Origin of the sequence: Amycolatopsis sp. M39 (assembly GCF_001651785.1) — a bacterium.
Lineage (GTDB): Bacteria > Actinomycetota > Actinomycetes > Mycobacteriales > Pseudonocardiaceae > Amycolatopsis > Amycolatopsis rubida.
Genome location: NZ_LWSF01000001.1, coordinates 1 through 18592, shown reverse-complemented (window position 1 = coordinate 18592; position 18592 = coordinate 1). Strand labels below are relative to the sequence as shown.

Below are 18592 nucleotides of genomic sequence, written 5' to 3'. Positions count from 1 at the left end.
ATTCCTCCTCAACCGATCGGTTCGTGCACTGTGACGAGTTTCGTGCCATCCGGAAAAGTGGCTTCCACCTGGACGGAATCGGCCATTTCCGGCACCCCGTCGAGCACTTGCGCCCGGGTCAGCACGGTGCGCCCGCCCGCGGCGAGCTCACTGACCGTGCGCCCGTCGCGAGCGCCCTCCAGCACGTAGTCGGTGATGAGCGCGACGGCTTCGGGGTAATTGAGCCGAAGACCGCGTTCAAGCCGTTTGCGAGCAACGTCCGCCGCGACGTGGACCAGCAGTTTGTCGCGTTCCTGCGGGCTCAGGTGCATGGCAAAGGTCTACCACCGGAGAGACCGCTCCGCCTGATTCGGCAACGCAGTTTTTACCTGGCGGGTCACCCGCGGTCAGCTGCCAGCGAGTGCGATGGCCCGCCAATCTCTGTCCTGCGGGGATCGTCGGTCGAAGCGGCGGAGGGGAGCTACGACGGGCGCGAAATTCGGGAAGCCCGGCTCAGGACCCTCGCGCAAGACGGCTCGTTCGCGGTCAACGAAGCCAGCGCATATCAAGGCCCGCGCCTTCTTCCTCGACGGCGGCAACCGGATGGCCGAGATCGGCTCCTCCAAATACGCCGAGGAAGTAGCCAAGGTCAACACCAAGGTCGGCAGACGGGGATACCGACTCCCTGCTGCCCAACCTGGAGCACATGAGGATAGGCGTCGAACAAGCGAAGGACACATACCGTCTCGTTCGCCGAACTTGAGAAGAAATCGGGCGGCAAGTGAACCCCGCCCGAGCAAAAGCTGCTCTGTATCACTCGGCATAGTGGTGGCTGGATGCTCCTCCGGCCCGGTCGTCGGAACGCCTCAGCCGGACAGGCCGGCGTCCCCGGCCACCGCACCAACGGCAGGCAACCCGTTCGCGGCGCGGAATCAATGCGCGTTGCTGGACCAGATCCTCGATGGCCAGGGTTTCCCCAAGGCCGCCCCTGCCCTTGCCGACCACACCCGTTCTTGTGCCTCGCGAAAGCCTCCGCCGGCATGGCCAACGGTCTCGACGTGAGCCTGGTTCCGCAAGAGGACAAGCTCCATACAGACAACATTCTTCACCCGGAAACGGCCCGGCGAGGCGACGTCAACGGCCGCCCCTCCATCGAGCAGCCCGAACCGCTGAGTTCACCTGGGCACTGCACGGTCATTATGGCTGTCGAGCCTCGTTCCAGGGCAGAACTCGGCGTCGCGTCAGGCCTGCCCACAGCCGAGGCCAGCCGCGGAGAAGTGCGCCACCGCCCTCGAACCGCTCCTGCCGAAGAGCTGATCCAGGCGAAGTGCCGCCCGGCAGTTCGTTCAAGACCCAATTCGCCGCCAGTGGCGGCCCGCCGCTGCTGGAGCACGCCTGGCGACCGCCCCGCTCACCGAGCGTGACACCCGCCCGTCTCCGCAAGCCGGGGTTCACCTGCGGGCCACCGGGGTACCAGTCAGCGGTCACCTCACTCGACGGGAGAAAGTAGCGTCCCGGGCTCACCTGGACTGAATCGTTCTCGTAATCGTGACCGAAACCACGACATCTTCCGTTGCCCCAGCCGGGTAAAGGGAGCATGGTTTGTCCCACCGTGCGATGAGGCGCGCAAGGAGCCAGCGTGTATCCCGTCCGCGCGTGCACAACACAGCCGGGGAATGCGCATCGAAAGGGTTCGCGAAGAGTGACTACCTCCACGATCAGCACCACCAACGAAGCCGACGACGGGTTCCGGCCTGGACTCGAAGGCGTCGTCGCGTTTCGGACCGAAATCGCCGAACCCGATCGGGACGGCGGCGCGCTGCGCTACCGCGGCGTCGACATCGAGGACCTCGCCGGGAAGGTGACCTTCGGCGACGTATGGGGGCTCCTGGTCGACGGGCGGTTCGGGACCGGGCTTCCGCCCGCTGAGCCGTTCCCGCTTCCGGTGCACACCGGCGACGTCCGGGTCGACGTCCAGTCCGCGCTCGCCATGCTCGCCCCGATCTGGGGTTACCGGCCGCTGCTCGACATCACCGACGAGGAGGCGCGTGACCAGCTCGCCCGTGCTTCGGTGATGGCGCTGTCCTACGTCGCGCAGTCCGCACGCGGCATCGGCCAGCCCGCGGTGCCGCAGTCGCGGGTCGACGAGGCCAAGTCGATCACTGAGCGCTTCATGATCCGCTGGCGCGGCGAGCCGGACCCGGCGCACGTCAAAGCGGTCGACGCGTACTGGGTTTCCGCCGCCGAACACGGCCTCAACGCCTCCACCTTCACCGCGCGCGTCATCGCCTCCACCGGGGCAGACGTTGCGGCGGCACTGTCCGGCGCGATCGGCGCGATGTCCGGCCCGCTGCACGGCGGCGCCCCGGCGCGCGTGCTGCCGATGATCGAGGAGGTCGAGCGCTCGGGTGACGCCCGCGCGCTGGTCAAGGGCATTCTCGACCGCAAGGAGCGGCTGATGGGCTTCGGCCACCGCGTGTACCGCGCGGAGGACCCGCGCGCCCGCGTGCTGCGCCGCACCTGCAAGGAACTGGGCGCCGAACGCTACGAGGTGGCCGCCGCGCTGGAGCAGGCCGCGCTGGCCGAGCTGCGCGAACGCCGTCCGGACCACCCGATCGAAACGAACGTCGAGTTCTGGGCAGCGGTGATCCTGGACTTCGCGAAGGTGCCGCCGCACATGATGCCCGCGATGTTCTCCTCCGCGCGCACCGCCGGCTGGGCCGCGCACATCCTGGAGCAGAAGAAGACCGGCCGCCTGGTCCGTCCGTCGGCGAAGTACGTCGGCCCCGGCCCGCGCACGCCGTCCGAGGTCGAAGGCTGGGACAGCGTCACCCAGATCTGAGTTGAGTCCGTGAAGGGCTCCTTGCGGGAATTGGATTCCCCCAAGGAGTCCTTCACGGCGTTGTGGCCAGGTGCGCGTCGGTGGCGGCGAGCATCGCGGTGAGCTGATCGACCAGCCAGCCGTCCAGCGTTTCGCGCGGGACGGTGCCCTCCTGCAGCCACGACAGCAACGTGCCCTCGACCACTGCGGTCCAGCAGCGCAGGGTCAGCAGCACCAACGGTGCCGGTTCGGGGATCGCGAGTGCCTCCAGGATCAGCTCGACGGCACGATTGCGGACCTCGTCGATCGCGGCATCCGTCTCCGAAGTGGCGATGACTGAACCGCTGCGCAGCAACGCGACATAGCCTTCGCGGTAGTGCGCGGCGACATCGACGAGACCGCGTACGGCCGCGCGTAGCCGTTCTTCCGGCGGGCCTTCCTCAAGCGTCGCGAGCCGGTCGACCAAACCGTCGGTGACCGTGCGCAGTGCCTGCATTTGCAGTTCCCGCAGGCTCGGGAAATACCGGTAGAACAACGGCCGCGACACCTCGGCGCGCGCCACGATGTCGTCCACCGTGACCAATTCCGGAGCCCGGGTGCCGAACAAGTCCAGTGCGGCCGCGATCAGATCGTCCCGCCGGGCCTGCGCGGTCATCCGGCGCGGACGGCTCACGGCGTGACGTCCAGTTTCGCCGCCGCACGCAGCAACCCCGGCGTCAGTCGGGAAAGGACCAGCGCGACCTTCGCTTCCGGAGTGGACGGTTGGATCGCGACGTTCTTCTCCACCGCACGCAGAATGTCGCGCGCCACTCGTTCCGGACCGAAATTGCGCCGGGCGTAGAGCTTCGACGATTCCTTCTGCCGCCGCTTCTCCTCGACCTCGTCGGCGCCGACGAACTTGGTGGTCTTGGTGATGTTCGTGTTCACCAGCCCCGGGCAAACCGCGGTCACGCCAATTCCCTCGGACGCCAACTCCGCGCGCAAGCCATTGCTCAACGCGAGCACGGCGGCCTTCGTGGTGCCGTAAGCGGTGAGGATCTTCGACGGCAGATAAGCCGCGGCAGAAGCGAGGTTGACGATCTGCCCGCCCTCAGCGCGTTCCTGCATCATCGGCGCGAACGCTCGGCACCCGTGGATCACGCCCCACAGGTTGACGTCCACGACCTTCTCCCAGTCCTCGATCGTGGTGTCGAGGAACGGGCCGGACATGCCGATCCCGGCGTTGTTCACCACGATGTCCGGCACGCCGAACTCGTCGCGCACCTGCTCGGCGAACCGGGCGACCGCCTCGCCATCCGAAGAGTCCACTGTGTACTCGCCGGCATCGACTCCGCGTTCCCGCACCAGTTTCGCGGTCTCCGCCGCCGAATCGCCGTTGATGTCGCTGACCACCACGTCCGCGCCCTCGGCCGCGAACGCCAGCGCGGTCTCCCGGCCGATGCCGCTGCCCGCACCGGTCACGACGACGAGGTGGTGGGCGAAGCGACCGCTGCCGCGACCGACCCGCGCCCGCCGCAGCGCCCGCGTTTCCTCGCCGGTTTCCACCGACGCGATCAGCTCGGCTGCCGCGGCAGCAACCACTTCCGGTTTGGTCCGGGTAATCCAGTGCGAACCGATCACCCGCCGGACGCGCAGATCCGGAACCCAGCGCTCGACCTCGGTCTGCAGCGGCGTGGTGACGTACGAATCGCCGGTCGGCGCGAGCACCTGCACCGGGATTTCCGCCGGACGCGGGTGCGGCCGGGAAAGCCGCGGCCCCATGTTCGCCCGGTAAAGCTTCAGGCCGTGCACGCCGTCGGCCGTCTTCGGCGCCGATTCGGCAGGCTCCAGCTTCCCGATCAGCGTGCGCATGATTCCCGTGCGCCACAACAGTTCCGGGATCAACGGAACCTGGAACGCGACGATGTAGTACGAGTGCAGGAACTGCCGCAGCGCGTGCCCGAGACGACGCGGCGTCGGGCGAGTCAGCTGGGCACGGAACCACGCGCCGGCGTGATCGAGGCTGGGCCCGGAAAGCGAGGCGTAGGAAGCGATCCGGCCGCGCAGCTGGTCGCCGGTGACCGCGTGCCAGGCCTGGATCGAACCCCAGTCGTGCGCGACGAGGTGGACCTTGCCGAACGGCTGCACCTCGTCGACCACCGCGGCGAGGTCGTCGGCGAGCTGGTCCAGCCGGTACGCCTGGCGCGCTCGCGGTTTGTCGGATTCGCCCGCGCCGCGCACGTCGTAGACGACCACGCGGTGCGCGCGGCGCAGCTCCTCGGCCACGCCGTCCCACATCGAACTGTTGTCCGGATATCCGTGCACGAGCACGACCGTGGGCCCGTCCGGGTTGCCGCTCACCCGGACCGAAAGGCGGACTCCGTCGCTGGCAGTCACCTGCTTGTGAGACATCTTGTCATGTTAGACAACTTGTCAACAGCGAGCGTCGTGGTTCCACGGGAAACCACCGTGTCCACCGTTCGACGGACAACCGGATTCCACTGCCCGGACGTCCCGCGAGCCACCCTCGGCGGCGCACGCTGGACCCCATGAGCACAGCAGTGCGAGTGCGCGGACTGCGCAAGGAGTACCCGGGCCACCTCGCCGTGGCCGGGATCGATCTCGACATCCGTGACGGCGAGGTGTTCGCCCTGCTCGGGCCCAACGGCGCGGGCAAGACGACCACCGTCGAGATCCTGGAGGGGCACCGGCAGCGGACGGCGGGGGAAGCCACTGTCCTCGGCGAGGACCCGGGTACCGCGGGACGCGCGTGGCGCGCCCGCCTCGGCATCGTGTTGCAAACGGCCACCGACGCGGCGGAACTGACCGTCGCGGAGACCGTGCGGCACTTCGCGAAGTACTACCCGAACCCACGTGATCCGGCAGAGGTGATCGACCAGGTCGGCCTCACCGCGAAGGCGGGCGCGCGGGTGAAGTCGCTGTCCGGCGGGCAACGCCGCCGGGTGGACGTCGCCCTCGGCATCATCGGCCGTCCAGAGCTGCTGTTCCTCGACGAGCCGACCACCGGCTTCGACCCCGAGGCACGGCGGCAGTTCTGGGCGCTCATCGACGGGCTCGCCCACGAGGGCACCACGATCCTGCTGACCACGCACTATCTCGACGAGGTCGAGGCGCTGGCCGACCGGCTCGCGGTGATCGCGCGCGGTTCGGTCGTCGCCGAGGGGACGCCGGCGACGCTCGGCGGCCGCGAACGCGCCGAGGCGGTCGTGCGGTGGCAGGACGAACGCGGCAGTCACGAGGAACGCACGCAGTTCCCGACGAAACTCGTCTCGCAACTCGCCGCCGACCGAGGGGAACTCACCGGTCTCACCGTGACGCGCCCCAGCCTGGAAGACGTCTATCTCGACCTGATCGGGGAGCAACCGTGACCACGACCATGGCCGTGCCGGGCACGTTCCGCTTGGGCCTCGCCCGCGGCGCGCTCGAACTGCGGCAGTTCTTCCGCAACCGCGAGCAGGTGGTGTTCACCTTCTCGCTGCCCGCGGTGCTGATGATCCTGCTCGGCTCCATCCTCGACGGCCCGACCGGGCAGGCCGGGGTGTCGTCCGGGCAGCTGCTCGCCGCCGGGATGATCGGCGCGGGCATCGTGTCGACGTCGTTCAACAGCGTCGGCATCGGCATCGCCGCGGACCGGGAAATCGGTGCGCTGAAACGCTTGCGCGGCACGCCGATGCCCGCGCCGGCCTACTTCGCCGGCAAGATGGTGATGGTCGCGGTGACCAGTGTGTCGCAGACCGTCCTGATGGCCGCGGTGGCGATGCTGCTGTTCCGTCTCGAACTGCCGTCCGATCCGGCGAAATGGCTGACCCTGCTCTGGGTGCTGCTGCTCGGGATCGTCTCCTCGACGCTGCTGGGCATCGCGATCAGCTCGGCCACCCGCACCGCCAACGGCACCGTGGCGCTGGTGCAGCTGGTGTACTTGGTGCTGCAGTTCATTTCCGGGGTGTTCGTCACGCCGATCACGAACCTGCCGAGGATCATGGTCGACGTCGCGTCGTTCTTCCCGCTGAAATGGATCTGCCAGGGCTTCCGCTCGGTGTTCCTTCCGCCGGAGGCCGCGACCCAGGAAATGGCGGGGACATGGGAGCTTCCGAAGGTGGCGCTGGTGCTGGCGGTGTGGTGCGTGGTGGGCCTGGTGCTCGCGAGGGTGACGTTCCGGTGGACGAACGAAGCGAAGTGAACCAAGCCGACGCGTGGGAGCGGTCGTACTGGTCCTGGGAGGTGCTGTTCGCGGTCGCCTACGTGGCGACCGCCCTCCTGGTGCTCTTCAGCAGCGACAGGCCGACGACGGCGAAAATCGTGGCGGAGGCGGCGCTGGCGGCGATCGTGGCCGGGTACCTCGCCGTCGGACGGCGCCTCGTGCAGAGTGCGCACAGCGGACGCGCGCACATCGCGGCAGCGGTGCTGATCGCGCTGATGAGTACCGCCATGCTCGCGACCACCACCGCGAGCTTCGCGCTGTTCATTGCCTGCCCGCTGTTGTTCATGCTGCTGGAGCTGCGCCCGGCGGCGGTGGCGACCACGCTGCTGATCCTGTTCGAGCCCGTTTCGGGGGTGCTCAACGGCGGCTGGAACGGCCAGCTGCTGTCGATCCTGCTGCCGATGACCGCGATCCTGATCACCTTCAGCTTGCTGGCCGGAAAGTTCGCCACCGATGTGCTGCGGGAGAGCCACGCCCGCGCCGAGCTGATCCGCGAGCTGGAATCCAGCCAGGCCGAGGTCGCCCGCCTGTCGAGGGAAGCGGGCACCGCGGCCGAGCGCGAGCGGCTGGCGCGGGAAATCCACGACACGCTCGCCCAGGGGTTCACCAGCATCATCACGCTGACCCAGGCGATCGAGTCCGAACTGGACACTGATCTGTCCACAGTGCGCAAACATCTCGCGCTCGCTGGCCGTACCGCGCGCGAGAATCTCGCCGAAGCCCGCGCGATGGTCGCGGCGCTCGCACCGTCCGATTTGGCCACTGGCTCGTTGCCGGAAGCCATCCGGCGGCAGGCAGATCGGCTCGCCGAGGAGCTAGGCATTCCGGTTGAGTGCGCAGTGGACGAAGGGCTGCCGCCACTGTCCACTGCGGTCGAAGTAGTGCTGCTGCGCGCGGCGCAAGAGGCGCTGTCGAACGTACGCAAGCATTCGGGCGCGGCCCTCGTCCGCGTGCGGCTGTCCGCTGTGGACGGAGCGATACGGTTGCGCGTCGAGGACAACGGGCGCGGCTTCACCCCGGACGCCGACGTGTTCGGATTCGGGTTGCGCGGCATGCGTTCGCGAGCCGAGCAGGTGGGCGGCACCCTGGAAGTGCGGACCGGCGCGAACGGCGGCACCGAACTGGAACTGGAGGTGCCCGTGTGATCACGATCATGCTCGTCGACGACCATCCCGTGGTACGCGAAGGACTGCGCGGCATGCTCGAAGCCGAGGACGACCTGACGGTGGTCGGCGAAGCCGGTTCCGGCGACGAAGCGGTGGCGCTCGACCGCGTGAAACAGCCCGACGTCGTCCTGATGGACCTGCGCATGCCGGGCCTCGACGGCGTCGGCGCGATCCACGCGATCCTCAAGGAAACGCCCGCGCGCCGGATCGTGGTGCTCACCACGTACGAAACCGACGCCGACATCCTCCGCGCGGTCGAGGCGGGCGCGTCGGGATATCTGCTGAAAGACGCGTCGCGCACCGAATTGGCCGGTGCGATCCGAGCCGCGCATCGCGGCGAGACCGTGCTGGCGCCGTCGGTCGCGGGCAAGCTCGTGCACCGGATGCGAAACCCGGAACCGGTGTCGCCGCTGTCCGCTCGCGAGGTGGAGGTGCTGCGGCTGGTCGCGAAGGGCCGCACCAACGCCGAAATCGGCCGCGAGCTGCACATCGGCGAGGCGACGGTGAAAACCCACCTGCTGCGGGTGTTCTCGAAGCTCGGCGTTTCCGACCGCACGGCGGCGGTCACGACGGCGCTGGACCGGCAACTGCTCGGCTGAGCTTGCCGGGCAGAATGGCGGCCATGCTCGACACCACCGAACTCGCCCTGTACCGACGGCTCGCACACGAGCAGTCCGTCAGCCGCGCCCCGTCCCTCGTCGCCGCTGTCGTCCGAGGCGGCGACGTCGTCTGGTCCGGTGCCCGCGGCCGCGTCGGCGACCAGCGCCCGGACGACAACACGCAGTACCGGCTGGGGTCGATCACCAAAACGATGATCGCGACCGCGGTCATGCGGCTGCGCGACGAGGGCAAACTCGACCTCACCGACCCGCTGGAACGGCATCTGCCGGGCACCGCGTTCGGCTCGGTCACCATCGCGCAACTGCTGTCGCACACGTCGGGCCTCACGTCGGAATCGCCCGGCCAGTGGTGGGAGCGCGCGCCCGGCGCGGACTGGGCGGCGCTCGTCGCGAGCCTCGAAAAGGACGCGACGAAGCTGCGTCCCGGCTTCAAGTTCCACTACTCGAACGTCGGCTACGGCGTCCTCGGCGAGCTGGTCGCCCGGCTCCGCGAGCGGCCGTGGTTCGACGTGGTGCGGGACGAAATCCTTACCCCGCTGGGCATGAACCGCACGACGCCGCATCCGGAAGGCGCGCACGCCGAGGGATTCGCCGTGCATCCCTTCGCCGACGTGCTCATGCCGGAGAAGTGGCCGGACGCCGGCGCGATGGCCCCGGCCGGCCAGCTCTGGTCCACCATCACCGACCTCGGCCGCTGGACGTCGTTCCTCGGCGGCCACACCGGCGACGTGCTCTCGCCGGACACCGTCGACGAAATGCGGACGATGAACACCGTCGACGACACCGAGGTGTGGTCGACCGGGTTCGGCCTCGGCCTGATGGTCGTGCGCTATCAGGGCAGGCACCTGGCCGGGCACACCGGCTCGATGCCCGGTTTCCTCGCCGCGACCGTCGTCGACCCGCGCAGCGGCACCGGCGCGCTGTGCCTGGCGAACTCCACCTCGGGCGTCAACATCACGCAGCTGTGCCTCGACCTGATCACCACCGCCGACGACCTCGAACCCGCGCTGCCCGACGAGTGGCTCCCGTCCACTGTGGACCCTGAGCTGCTCGCACTGACCGGGCTGTGGCACTGGGGCCCGTCGCCGTACTTCCTGCGCGTGCAGGGCGACGGCCTGATCTCGCTGAACCCGGCCGTCGGAGCCGGACGGGCGTCGCGGTTCCGTCCCGCGGGCCCGGACACCTGGATCGGCCTGGACGGCTACTACGCGGGCGAAACGCTCACCGTCGGCCGCGACGCGGACGGGACGGCGAACCACCTGAACCTCGCGACGTTCATCTTCAGCCGCACGCCGTACGACCCGGCCGCGCCGATTCCAGGCGGGCTGGACGAGACTGGGTGGCGCTGAGCCAGCCGGCTTCGACCTTGACGCCGGGCTCCTCGGCGTCAAGGTCGGGCGCTCGCCTGGTCGGGGACAGCCACGCTTTCGCGTAGCCGTCCTGGCCCAAGCAGGACGTCGCCCGGCCGCGGCGCCCCGAACACGCACGGCCGCCGATACTCGATCAGCTCGGCGGCGACCTCCGGCGGACAGTGCTCGTGCTCGAACCGCCCTGACCGGCCGGTTCGAGCACGAGCCAGCCGGTCATCAGCTGATCGGGTCACACCTGCCGGTCCGGCCGCGCGAACCGCGCCCGGCCTGCCAGGTCCTCCACGCCACCGCGAACCCGCCCCAGAGCAGCGCGGGGATCAGCACCGGCCACCCGGAGCCGCCGGGAAATCAGAACGCCGCCCAGCGCGATCGCCGCCCGCGAGCACCGAGGCGGGCGCGGCGACGGCGGCCCGCCAGCGCAGCCTCCGCAGCGAGAGCTTCCGGACAGGCAAGTCGTGTAGCTCCCCGGCGTCGCCACTCCGCAGATCTCCACCGTGACCCGGCCGCGCGAGTCCGGCTCGCCCAGCCGCGGCTGTCCGGTCCGCCGGAGTTCGCGTGCGTGCTCCGGCGGGCAGTCGAGCAACGTCAGGTAGCCGCGCGGACGGACCATGGCGCGCAGCACTCTCGGGATCTCCTGCCCGTGGTCCCACTGAGTGGTGTCCCCGTCGAGCACGGCGCGGACCTCGCGTTGATCCTTTCGGCGGCACCCGGCCCCACGGCCACCACAGCGACCCGGCGAGGAACGCGAGAGCGAAAACGGCGGAACCACGCACGTCGCCACGGCACGCAAGCCAGCACCAGCGTCACCGTCAGGCCGATCGGCGCAGTCGAGTCCTACGGGTGCACCAGCGCCGCCAAGGCGAAGGGCGCAAACCACCGCCCGCGCGGCCGGTAACCGTGCGTTTCCGTCACGATTCCACATGCCGGACACCCGCCAACCGCCGTTACCTGCGTTGTCCCGACCTGAGAGACTAAGCACATGACCGACGCTGAGTTGACGATCCCAGCAGACCTCAAGCCGGCCGACGGCCGCTTCGGCTGCGGACCCTCGAAGGTCCGCGAAGAGCAGCTCGCCGCCCTCGCCCGGTCCGGTTCCACCTACCTCGGCACCTCGCACCGGCAGAAGCCGGTCAAGTCGCTCGTCGGCCGCGTGCGCGCCGGGCTGTCCGAGCTGTTCTCGCTCCCGGACGGATACGAGGTCATCCTCGGCAACGGCGGGACGACCGCGTTCTGGGACGCCGCCGCGTTCGGCCTCGTGCGCGAGCGCGCCCAGCACTTCACCTACGGCGAGTTCTCCTCGAAGTTCGCGACCGTCACGAACAAGGCCCCGTTCCTCGGCGAGTCGATCGTGGTGCAGGCCGACCCGGGCAGCGCGCCGGAGATCGCCTATCAGCAGGGTGCGGACCTCGTCGGCTGGGCGCACAACGAGACCTCCACCGGCGTCGCGGTGCCGGTGCGGCGACCCGAAGGCAGTGACGGCGCGCTGGTCGCGATCGACGCGACGTCCGGTGCCGGCGGTCTTCCGGTCAGCGCCGAGGACTTCGACGTCTACTACTTCGCGCCGCAGAAGTCGTTCGCGTCCGACGGCGGGCTGTGGATCGCGCTCGCCTCGCCCGCCGCGATCGAGCGGATCGGCGAGATCGGCGGCGGCGACCGCTGGATCCCCGAATTCCTGTCGCTCACCACGGCGCTCGACAACTCGCGCAAGGACCAGACCTACAACACCCCCGCGGTCTCCACGCTTTTCCTGCTCGCCGAGCAAATCGAGTGGATGAACGGCCAGGGCGGCCTCGACTGGACCACCTCGCGCACCAAGGAATCCTCGACCCGGCTCTACGACTGGGCCGAGAAAACCTCGTACACCACGCCGTTCGTGGCGAACCCGGAGCTGCGCTCGCAGGTCGTCGGCACGGTCGACTTCGCCGCCGAGGTCGACGCCGCCGCGGTCGCGAAGGCGTTGCGCGCCAACGGGATCGTCGACACCGAGCCGTACCGGAAGCTGGGCCGCAACCAGCTGCGCGTCGGCCTGTTCCCGGCGATCGACCCGGACGACGTCACGAAGCTCACCCAGAGCATCGAATACGTCGTGGAACGGCTCGGCTGAGCCGAAAACGCCCATATCGCCCCGCCTGCCGTCCGGCTCGCGGGGCGATATGCGTTGACGACCACTCGTTCGTGACACACCGTGGTCGGCGTGTCACGGGAGCGGCGGGGAACCGGCGCCGCGAAAATGGCCGGGAAAGTGTCGTCGGATTGAGTTCGGATGGGTGCGGCGTCGGCGCGCCTCGCACGTCAAGCCGACGCGCCGTTCTAACGTGGGCACCCACAAAGGTGAACACCGGGGAGGCGAGAAATGCGGGCGTTGCGGGTGGTCGGGCTGCACGAGGACGGGAAGTCCCTCGTGCTGGAGGACCCGGCGAGCCGTACCCGCTTCCTGCTCCCGGCCGACGAGAGACTGCGTGCGGCGGCGAGGGGGGACATAGCCCGGCTGGGCCAGATCGAGATCGAGTTGGAGAGCCAGATGCGGCCACGCGAGATCCAGGCGCGAATCCGCGCGGGCGAGTCCGTCGAGCAGGTCGCGAGCAGCGCGGGCGTCTCGACGCAGCGGGTGGAGCGATTCGCCTACCCGGTGCTGCTCGAACGTTCCCGCACCGCTGAACTCGCGCAGTCGGCGCACCCGGTCCGCGAGGACGGGCCCGACGTCCAGACGCTCGGCGAGGTCATCGCCTACGCCTTCGGCGTCCGCGGCCACGACTACAACCAGGCCGCGTGGGACGCCTGGCGCGGCGACGACGGCAAGTGGGTCGTCGTGCTGCGCTGGAAGGCAGGCCGCTCCGACAACCGCGCGCACTGGTCGTTCTCGCCCGGCGCGCACGGCGGAACGGTGCACGCGCTCGACGAGAACGCCGAGGTCCTGCTGAACCCGAACTCGTACGTCGCCCCGCGCACCGTGCGCGCGCTGGCCCCCGCTCGCGATTCGGTGGTGCAGCCGACGCTCGACGCCGTCGAGGAACCGCGCGCCATCGAAGGTCCGGACGAGGGCGACGACGAGACCCGCGAGATTCCGCGCGTCCCGGGCGAGTCCGACGGCGACGAAGCCGAACAGCCGCGCACGAAGGCGAAGAAGAACCATCCGATCGTGCCGTCCTGGGAGGACGTGCTGCTCGGAGTCCGCACCCAGCGCGGCTGATCACGCCTGCTTCCAGCCAGGGCTGCGGGTGCCCCGGCTGGCGGGGGCGGGCCGCGATGGCTTCGTTCCAGGAGAGGTTCGTGAGGGGAGCCCTGAGGGAATCTGATTCTCTCGGGGTTCCCCTCACGTACAACGGCGCAAGCGCGGAGGCCAGGGTCAGGCGTCCAGCAGGGCGGCCAGTTTCTTTGGGGCGACGTGCCGGTAGGCCTCGCGCACGATCTGGTCCACCTCGGTCCAGTCGACATCCACGTCGAGCCGCACGCCGAGCCATCCGCTCGGCCCGACGTAGGGCGGCCGGAAGAACCGCTCGGGCTCGGTGCGCACCAGTTCCTCCTGCACCCCGGGCGGCGCGGGACACCAGAACGCGATCCGGTCGTCGTGGTGCTGGTCGGCGAACATCACGAACGTCTTGCGGCCACGGACGAACCACGTTGGTTCGCCGTGGCTGAGTCGTTCGGTGGCTTCGGGCAGCGCTAGGCAGAGGGCGCGCAAATTGTCGAGCGGAGCCATCTCAGCAGTATCCGCGAGTCAGAACACCGTGGCCAGCACGCCGATCCACGCGAGCGCCAGGCCGCCACCCGCGCCGTACACCGCCCAGCGCAGGATCGGCACGTTCCGGCCCAGCCACAGGGACGGCGCGACCCCGCCGGTCACCACCAGCGACGCGATCAACGCCAGCCACACGCTCGTCTCGCGGGCGAGTGTGGTGGCCAGCGCGAGCATCGCCACGACCACCACCGCGGCCGCGAAGACCGACACGGTCAGCCCGGTGAGCCAAGGCGTCGGCTCCTCCTGCGTTCGGGCCCGTGCCGGTCGATCCGGCCGCGGCGGCGGTTCGACCACCGTCTCCACGCCCGTCACCGGGTCGACGAAGCGCACCTCGGCACCCATCACCGCGGCCAGTCGCGCGGCGAGCTGACGTCCGCGCTGCGACACGACCGAACCGGCGACATCGACGTCCGAGTCGGAGCGTGCCACCGCCGACGCCACGCGCGCCCACTCGTGCAGTGCCTGCGCCAGGTCGGCACCGATCGCGAGCCGGCGCGGGTCGACCTCTCGCGCGTGCTCGCCGCCCGGCCCGGCGAGCACCGCCTGCTCGCCGCGGATGCGCAGCTCCATGGTGCCCCTCCCCGCAAGAAACGTGCCGGGGGTCACTCTAGTGGGGCGGACCCCGCCGAGACTTCGTGGAACGCGATCGCCGCGGCCGTGGCGACGTTCAGCGAGTCGACGCCGGACACCATCTCCACGCGGACGGCGACGTCCGCGGCCTCGATCGCCTCGTCCGTCAGCCCCGGCCCCTCGGCGCCGAGCAGCAGCGCGATCGGGCCCGGCACCTTTTCGCGCAATCCGCGCAGCGGTACGGAATCCGCGCGCGGAGTGAGCGCGGCCACCGTGAAACCCCGTGCCCGCAGCACATCCAGTCCGCCGGGCCAGCTGTCGAGGGTCGCGAACGGGACACGCAGCACGTGTCCCATCGAAACGCGCACACTGCGCCGGTAAAGCGGATCCGAACACCCTGGACCGAGCACTATCCCGCCGACGCCGAGCGCGGCGGCATTGCGGAAAAGCGCGCCGAGGTTTTCGTGATCGCCGACACCTTCCAGCACTGCCAAAACCTGTGCGCTGTCCACGATTTGGGAGACCGTCGGCGGTTCCGGGCGATCCGCGACCGCGAGCACTCCGCGATTGAGGTGAAACCCGACGACCTCGGCCATCGTCTCCGCCGACGTCACATACGCGGGCACGTCGACGCCCGCGAGTTCGTCTTCCAATTCCCGCAGCCGTCTCTCCACGCCGAGCAGTGCTCGCACCGGATAGCGCGAAGCGAGCAGCCGTCCGACCACGACGGTTCCTTCGGCGATCACCAGTCCGCGCCCGCCGGGGCGGTCCGGGCGACGGTCCGCTGTGGACAGGTCGCGGAAGTCGTCGAGCCCCGGATGCGCCCGGTCCTCGGTGAAGATCAGTTGAGCCACATCGGACAGTCTCGCATCCGCCCGAACCCGTGCCCGCTGGTCCGAACGCGCGACCTGCTTTAGGGCAAACGGCGTAGTTGCGCGCAGGGTCAACCGCCGGTGACGGAGAGCACCAGTTTGGCCGCTAGCCCATGGCGCCGCGCTGTGCGACGGTGGTCTGCCTGGCGTACTAGCCGCCCAGACCACTGCGGACAGCAGCCAAGGAGCGCGTCGAACCATGGGTACGGATCTCTCGGCACATCCCGGCCGGCTCGATCGCGGACGGTACCGCCGGAAGGTCCAGCGGTGCCTGGACACCCTGGCCCGAATGCTCACCGACGGGAGTTTTTCCTTTCCCCGCAAGAACATCGGCCTCGAAGTCGAGCTGAACCTGGTGGACGGGCAGTTGCGCCCGTCGATGACCAACTCGGTCGTGCTGGAGGCGCTCGACGACGCCTCGTTCACCACCGAACTCGGCCAGCACAACCTGGAACTCAACGTGCCGCCGCGTCCGCTCGCCGGGGATTCCGCGCTGCGCCTGGAAGAAGACCTGCACTCCTATCTCGCGAAAGCGCAGGCGAGCGCGGCGCACACCGGCTCGTCGGTGGCCATGATCGGCATTCTGCCCACGCTGGGAGCGGAGCATTTCGATCAGAAGTGGCTTTCCCACAAAACGCGCTATTCGTCGCTGAACGACGAGATCTTCGCCGCCCGCGGCGAGCGGATCGCGCTCGCGCTGGACGGTCCGGCATTGCCCGGAGCCCAGCCGGAGCGGCTGCGGCACTACGCGGAGTCCATTCTCCCGGAGGCCGCCTGTACTTCAGTCCAATTACATCTACAGGTGGCCCCCGAGGAATTCGCGGCGCATTGGAACGCCGCGCAGTGCCTGGCCGGCGTCCAGATCGCGCTCGCCTCGAACTCTCCCTTCCTGCTGGGCAAGGCGCTGTGGCACGAAACCCGGATCCCGTTGTTCCAGCAGGCCACCGACACCCGGCCGGAGGAACTGAAAAACCAGGGCGTCCGGCCGCGGGTGTGGTTCGGCGAACGGTGGATCACGTCGATCTTCGACCTGTTCGAGGAAAACGTCCGCTATTTCCCCGGACTGCTGCCCGAGACCGATCTCGAGGACCCGATCGAAGCGCTCGAATCCGGGCAGGCGCCAAAACTTTCCGAACTGCGGCTGCACAACGGCACGATTTGGCGGTGGAACCGGCCGGTGTACGACGTCGTCGACGGCCTGCCGCATCTGCGCATCGAAAACCGCGTGCTGCCCGCCGGTCCGACGGTCGCCGACATCGTGGCCAACGCGGCGTTTTTCTACGGCGCCCAGCGCGCGCTGGCCGAACAGGACCGGCCGGTCTGGTCGCAGATGTCGTTCCAGGCCGCGGAAGAAAACCTGCACGAGGGCGCACGCAAGGGTTTCGACGCGCAGCTGTACTGGCCCGGCATCGGCTGGATCCCCCCGGACGAGCTGGCCTTGCGCGTCCTGCTGCCGCTGGCACACGAGGGCCTGCGTCGTTCGGATGTGTCCGACGAAGCCCGCGTGCGCTACCTCGGCATCATCGAACGCCGGTGCCTCGCCCGCCGCAGCGGCGCGGCCTGGCAACGCGACTACGTGCTGCGCGCGCACGAACGCGGCGCCGACCGCGAAACCGCGCTCAACTGGATGCTGCGGCGATACCTGGAGCTCTCGGAGACAGGAGAGCCGGTGCACACCTGGTCGCTTGACGACTGAGCCGTTTTGCGCGGTCCCCTACAGTGTTTCGCACGGGAAGGGGGTGGCGCGCGTGCCGAAGGTGCTGGGCGGTTCGCTCGAAGCGCACCGCCGCGAGGTGCGGTCACGAGTGTTCGACGTCGTCCGCGCGCAGCTGTACGAGCGCGGATTCGACGCGATCACGCTCGCCGGCGTCGCCGCGGAGGCCGGGCTCGGCCGCACCGCGATGTACAACCACTTCCCGGACAAGGAAAGCCTGCTCGTCGCGTTCGTGGAGGACGAGGCCGCGCGGTATGTCGAGCGGCTGCGCGAGGCGGTGGACGCCGAACCGGACCCGGCCGCCCAACTTGCCACGTTCGTCCGGCTGCAGCTGCGCGTGCTGGCCGAGCACCACCTTCCGCCGGGCACCGCACTGGAGTCCGCTCTCGCGCCCGCGGCGTATCAGCGGATCAGCGCACACGCGGATCCCATCATCGAACAGCTTCGTTCGGTGCTGCTCGCCGGAGTCGACGCCGACAGCTGGCCCGCACAGGACCTCGATGTGGTGGTCCCGATGATCACCGCGGCACTCGGCAGCCGTCAGGTCATCGATGTGGCCGCTGACCAGCTGGAAAACGCCATTGAGTCCGCCGTGCGGTTCGTCCGGCGGGCGGTCGGTTCGAGTGAAAACAGTGAGTTTTAGGGTAGCCTAAGTACCGGTTATGGCCTACAGTTCTTTCTGACAGCTTGTCAGAAAGAACGTCGGGAGGCCTTCATGACGGTGACCGCGGACCTCGAAGCCAGCCCGTTCTCCGGACAGCTGCGCGCGTCGACGAGGACAGTGCACGACAAGGCCAACCACTCCACGTACATGAACGCACTGCTCGGCGGTGAGCTGACGCTGGCCGGCTACGCGGCGCTGGCCACCCAGTACTACTTCATCTACCAGGCGATCGAGCGGGCCGGCGACGCGATGGCCGACGACCCGGTCGGCGGCCAGTTCGTGTTCGAGGAGCTGCGCAGGCTGCCCGCGCTGGAACGCGACCTCGCCCGCCTGGTCGGCCCCGGCTGGCGTACCGAGATCGCGCCGCTCGCCGCGACCGAGGCCTACACCGCGCGGATCGCCGAAGCGGCGCGCTGGTCCGGCGGGTTCGTGGCGCACCATTACACGCGCTACCTCGGCGACATCGCGGGCGGCCAGATCATCCGGCGGCTGCTGGAGAAGAAGTTCGACCTCGCCGAGGCGGGCACGCACTTCTACCGCTTCGACGAGATCGGCAGCGCCCCCGCGTTCCGCGACCGGTACCGCGCGAAGCTGGACGAGGCGCCATGGAGCGAGGACGACCGCGCCCGGGTGATCGACGAATCCGTGGTCGCGTTCGAGCACAACGTGGCGGTGTTCGACGAACTGGCCCTCGACCTCGCGCGGTACCGGGACCCGGCGGCATGACCCGGGTCACAGCGGGTTGACCTCTACCTAGCTTGAAGTACGACGCTCGGTTTCAGAAGGCTCCCGGGAGGGAAGCCGCCAAGCAAAACCGCGCGTCGACCAAAGGAGGGCCCATGGCCCGGTACGAGCTGCCCGAACTCGATTACGACT

18 protein-coding genes are annotated in these 18592 nt (G+C 69.3%); 11 read left to right on the top strand and 7 right to left on the bottom strand.

All coding sequences use genetic code 11. The annotated features are described in order from the left end of the window. Window positions 1-8 precede the first annotated feature (8 nt). Window positions 9-311: an urease subunit gamma gene (locus tag A4R44_RS00090; RefSeq protein ID WP_067575193.1), complete on the bottom strand. Its 303-nt coding sequence runs from the start codon at window positions 309-311 to the stop codon at window positions 9-11. Window positions 312-1681: 1370 nt separating this feature from the next. Between A4R44_RS00090 and A4R44_RS00085 the strand changes: the two genes are divergently transcribed. Beyond that, window positions 1682-2821 (top strand): citrate synthase 2, encoded by a 1140-nt coding sequence (locus A4R44_RS00085; protein WP_067575191.1) that lies wholly within the window; start codon window positions 1682-1684, stop codon window positions 2819-2821. 52 nt (window positions 2822-2873) lie between these two features. Here A4R44_RS00085 and A4R44_RS00080 read toward each other — a convergent pair whose 3' ends face one another. Further along, complete coding sequence (locus tag A4R44_RS00080) at window positions 2874-3455, bottom strand: TetR/AcrR family transcriptional regulator (RefSeq protein WP_067575189.1); 582 nt, start codon at window positions 3453-3455, stop codon at window positions 2874-2876. A gap of 14 nt (window positions 3456-3469) precedes the next feature. Then, window positions 3470-5176: an SDR family oxidoreductase gene (locus A4R44_RS00075; protein ID WP_067576482.1), complete on the bottom strand. Its 1707-nt coding sequence runs from the start codon at window positions 5174-5176 to the stop codon at window positions 3470-3472. Between the two features lie 152 nt (window positions 5177-5328). Between A4R44_RS00075 and A4R44_RS00070 the strand changes: the two genes are divergently transcribed. From A4R44_RS00070 to A4R44_RS00050, 5 genes are read left to right on the top strand one after another with little or no spacing between them, the layout of a single operon-like run. Next, on the top strand, window positions 5329-6168 hold the full coding sequence (locus A4R44_RS00070) for an ABC transporter ATP-binding protein (RefSeq protein WP_095213126.1): 840 nt from the start codon (window positions 5329-5331) through the stop codon (window positions 6166-6168). Beyond that, window positions 6165-6980, top strand: coding sequence for an ABC transporter permease (locus A4R44_RS00065; RefSeq protein WP_067575185.1), 816 nt, complete (start codon window positions 6165-6167; stop codon window positions 6978-6980). The genes A4R44_RS00070 and A4R44_RS00065 overlap by 4 nt, the downstream gene beginning before the upstream one ends. Beyond that, window positions 6959-8146, top strand: a complete 1188-nt coding sequence (locus tag A4R44_RS00060; RefSeq protein ID WP_232791447.1) for a sensor histidine kinase — start codon at window positions 6959-6961, stop codon at window positions 8144-8146. The genes A4R44_RS00065 and A4R44_RS00060 overlap by 22 nt, the downstream gene beginning before the upstream one ends. Beyond that, window positions 8143-8766 carry a response regulator transcription factor gene (locus A4R44_RS00055; protein ID WP_067575181.1) on the top strand — a complete coding sequence of 208 codons (624 nt, stop codon included), beginning with the start codon at window positions 8143-8145 and terminating at the stop codon, window positions 8764-8766. The genes A4R44_RS00060 and A4R44_RS00055 overlap by 4 nt, the downstream gene beginning before the upstream one ends. Window positions 8767-8789: 23 nt before the next feature. Further along, window positions 8790-10136, top strand: coding sequence for a serine hydrolase (locus A4R44_RS00050; protein ID WP_067576481.1), 1347 nt, complete (start codon window positions 8790-8792; stop codon window positions 10134-10136). 250 nt (window positions 10137-10386) lie between these two features. On the opposite strand, the gene A4R44_RS00045 is transcribed toward A4R44_RS00050, so the two are convergent. Continuing rightward, the gene (locus A4R44_RS00045; protein ID WP_067575179.1) at window positions 10387-10830 is read right to left on the bottom strand and encodes a hypothetical protein; all 444 of its coding nucleotides are present in this window, start codon (window positions 10828-10830) and stop codon (window positions 10387-10389) included. Between the two features lie 306 nt (window positions 10831-11136). On the opposite strand from A4R44_RS00045, the gene serC reads away from it, so the two are divergent. Both serC and sepH read left to right on the top strand, forming a co-directional pair. Further along, entirely contained in the window at window positions 11137-12261 is a 1125-nt protein-coding gene (serC, locus tag A4R44_RS00040) for a phosphoserine transaminase (protein ID WP_067575176.1), read from the top strand. A 249-nt stretch (window positions 12262-12510) separates the two neighbouring features. Continuing rightward, window positions 12511-13347, top strand: a complete 837-nt coding sequence (sepH, locus tag A4R44_RS00035; protein WP_037819957.1) for a septation protein SepH — start codon at window positions 12511-12513, stop codon at window positions 13345-13347. 156 nt (window positions 13348-13503) lie between these two features. On the opposite strand, the gene A4R44_RS00030 is transcribed toward sepH, so the two are convergent. From A4R44_RS00030 to A4R44_RS00020, 3 genes are read right to left on the bottom strand one after another with little or no spacing between them, the layout of a single operon-like run. Beyond that, entirely contained in the window at window positions 13504-13857 is a 354-nt protein-coding gene (locus A4R44_RS00030; RefSeq protein WP_067575174.1) for an MmcQ/YjbR family DNA-binding protein, read from the bottom strand. An 18-nt stretch (window positions 13858-13875) separates the two neighbouring features. Continuing rightward, the gene (locus tag A4R44_RS00025; RefSeq protein WP_067575171.1) at window positions 13876-14466 is read right to left on the bottom strand and encodes a DUF2537 domain-containing protein; all 591 of its coding nucleotides are present in this window, start codon (window positions 14464-14466) and stop codon (window positions 13876-13878) included. 32 nt (window positions 14467-14498) lie between these two features. Next, window positions 14499-15320 carry an RNA methyltransferase gene (locus tag A4R44_RS00020; protein ID WP_067575169.1) on the bottom strand — a complete coding sequence of 274 codons (822 nt, stop codon included), beginning with the start codon at window positions 15318-15320 and terminating at the stop codon, window positions 14499-14501. A gap of 217 nt (window positions 15321-15537) precedes the next feature. On the opposite strand from A4R44_RS00020, the gene A4R44_RS00015 reads away from it, so the two are divergent. From A4R44_RS00015 to A4R44_RS00005, 3 genes are all read left to right on the top strand, one after another. Then, on the top strand, window positions 15538-17034 hold the full coding sequence (locus A4R44_RS00015) for a glutamate-cysteine ligase family protein (protein ID WP_067575167.1): 1497 nt from the start codon (window positions 15538-15540) through the stop codon (window positions 17032-17034). A 52-nt stretch (window positions 17035-17086) separates the two neighbouring features. Next, the gene (locus A4R44_RS00010; protein ID WP_067576480.1) at window positions 17087-17695 is read left to right on the top strand and encodes a TetR/AcrR family transcriptional regulator; all 609 of its coding nucleotides are present in this window, start codon (window positions 17087-17089) and stop codon (window positions 17693-17695) included. Between the two features lie 72 nt (window positions 17696-17767). Next, window positions 17768-18442 (top strand): heme oxygenase (biliverdin-producing), encoded by a 675-nt coding sequence (locus tag A4R44_RS00005; RefSeq protein WP_067575165.1) that lies wholly within the window; start codon window positions 17768-17770, stop codon window positions 18440-18442. The last annotated feature ends 150 nt before the right edge of the window (window positions 18443-18592 follow it).

What these genes read in the sequence shown, in the direction of transcription:
- A4R44_RS00030 (WP_067575174.1), bottom strand. Translation starts at nt 13,857, where the DNA reads ATGGCTCCGCTCGACAATTTGCGCGCCCTCTGCCTAGCGCTGCCCGAA.
- A4R44_RS00015 (WP_067575167.1), top strand. Translation starts at nt 15,538, where the DNA reads ATGGGTACGGATCTCTCGGCACATCCCGGCCGGCTCGATCGCGGACGG.
- sepH (WP_037819957.1), top strand. Translation starts at nt 12,511, where the DNA reads ATGCGGGCGTTGCGGGTGGTCGGGCTGCACGAGGACGGGAAGTCCCTC.
- serC (WP_067575176.1), top strand. Translation starts at nt 11,137, where the DNA reads ATGACCGACGCTGAGTTGACGATCCCAGCAGACCTCAAGCCGGCCGAC.
- A4R44_RS00090 (WP_067575193.1), bottom strand. Translation starts at nt 311, where the DNA reads ATGCACCTGAGCCCGCAGGAACGCGACAAACTGCTGGTCCACGTCGCG.
- A4R44_RS00070 (WP_095213126.1), top strand. Translation starts at nt 5,329, where the DNA reads ATGAGCACAGCAGTGCGAGTGCGCGGACTGCGCAAGGAGTACCCGGGC.
- A4R44_RS00025 (WP_067575171.1), bottom strand. Translation starts at nt 14,466, where the DNA reads ATGGAGCTGCGCATCCGCGGCGAGCAGGCGGTGCTCGCCGGGCCGGGC.
- A4R44_RS00050 (WP_067576481.1), top strand. Translation starts at nt 8,790, where the DNA reads ATGCTCGACACCACCGAACTCGCCCTGTACCGACGGCTCGCACACGAG.
- A4R44_RS00005 (WP_067575165.1), top strand. Translation starts at nt 17,768, where the DNA reads ATGACGGTGACCGCGGACCTCGAAGCCAGCCCGTTCTCCGGACAGCTG.
- A4R44_RS00080 (WP_067575189.1), bottom strand. Translation starts at nt 3,455, where the DNA reads ATGACCGCGCAGGCCCGGCGGGACGATCTGATCGCGGCCGCACTGGAC.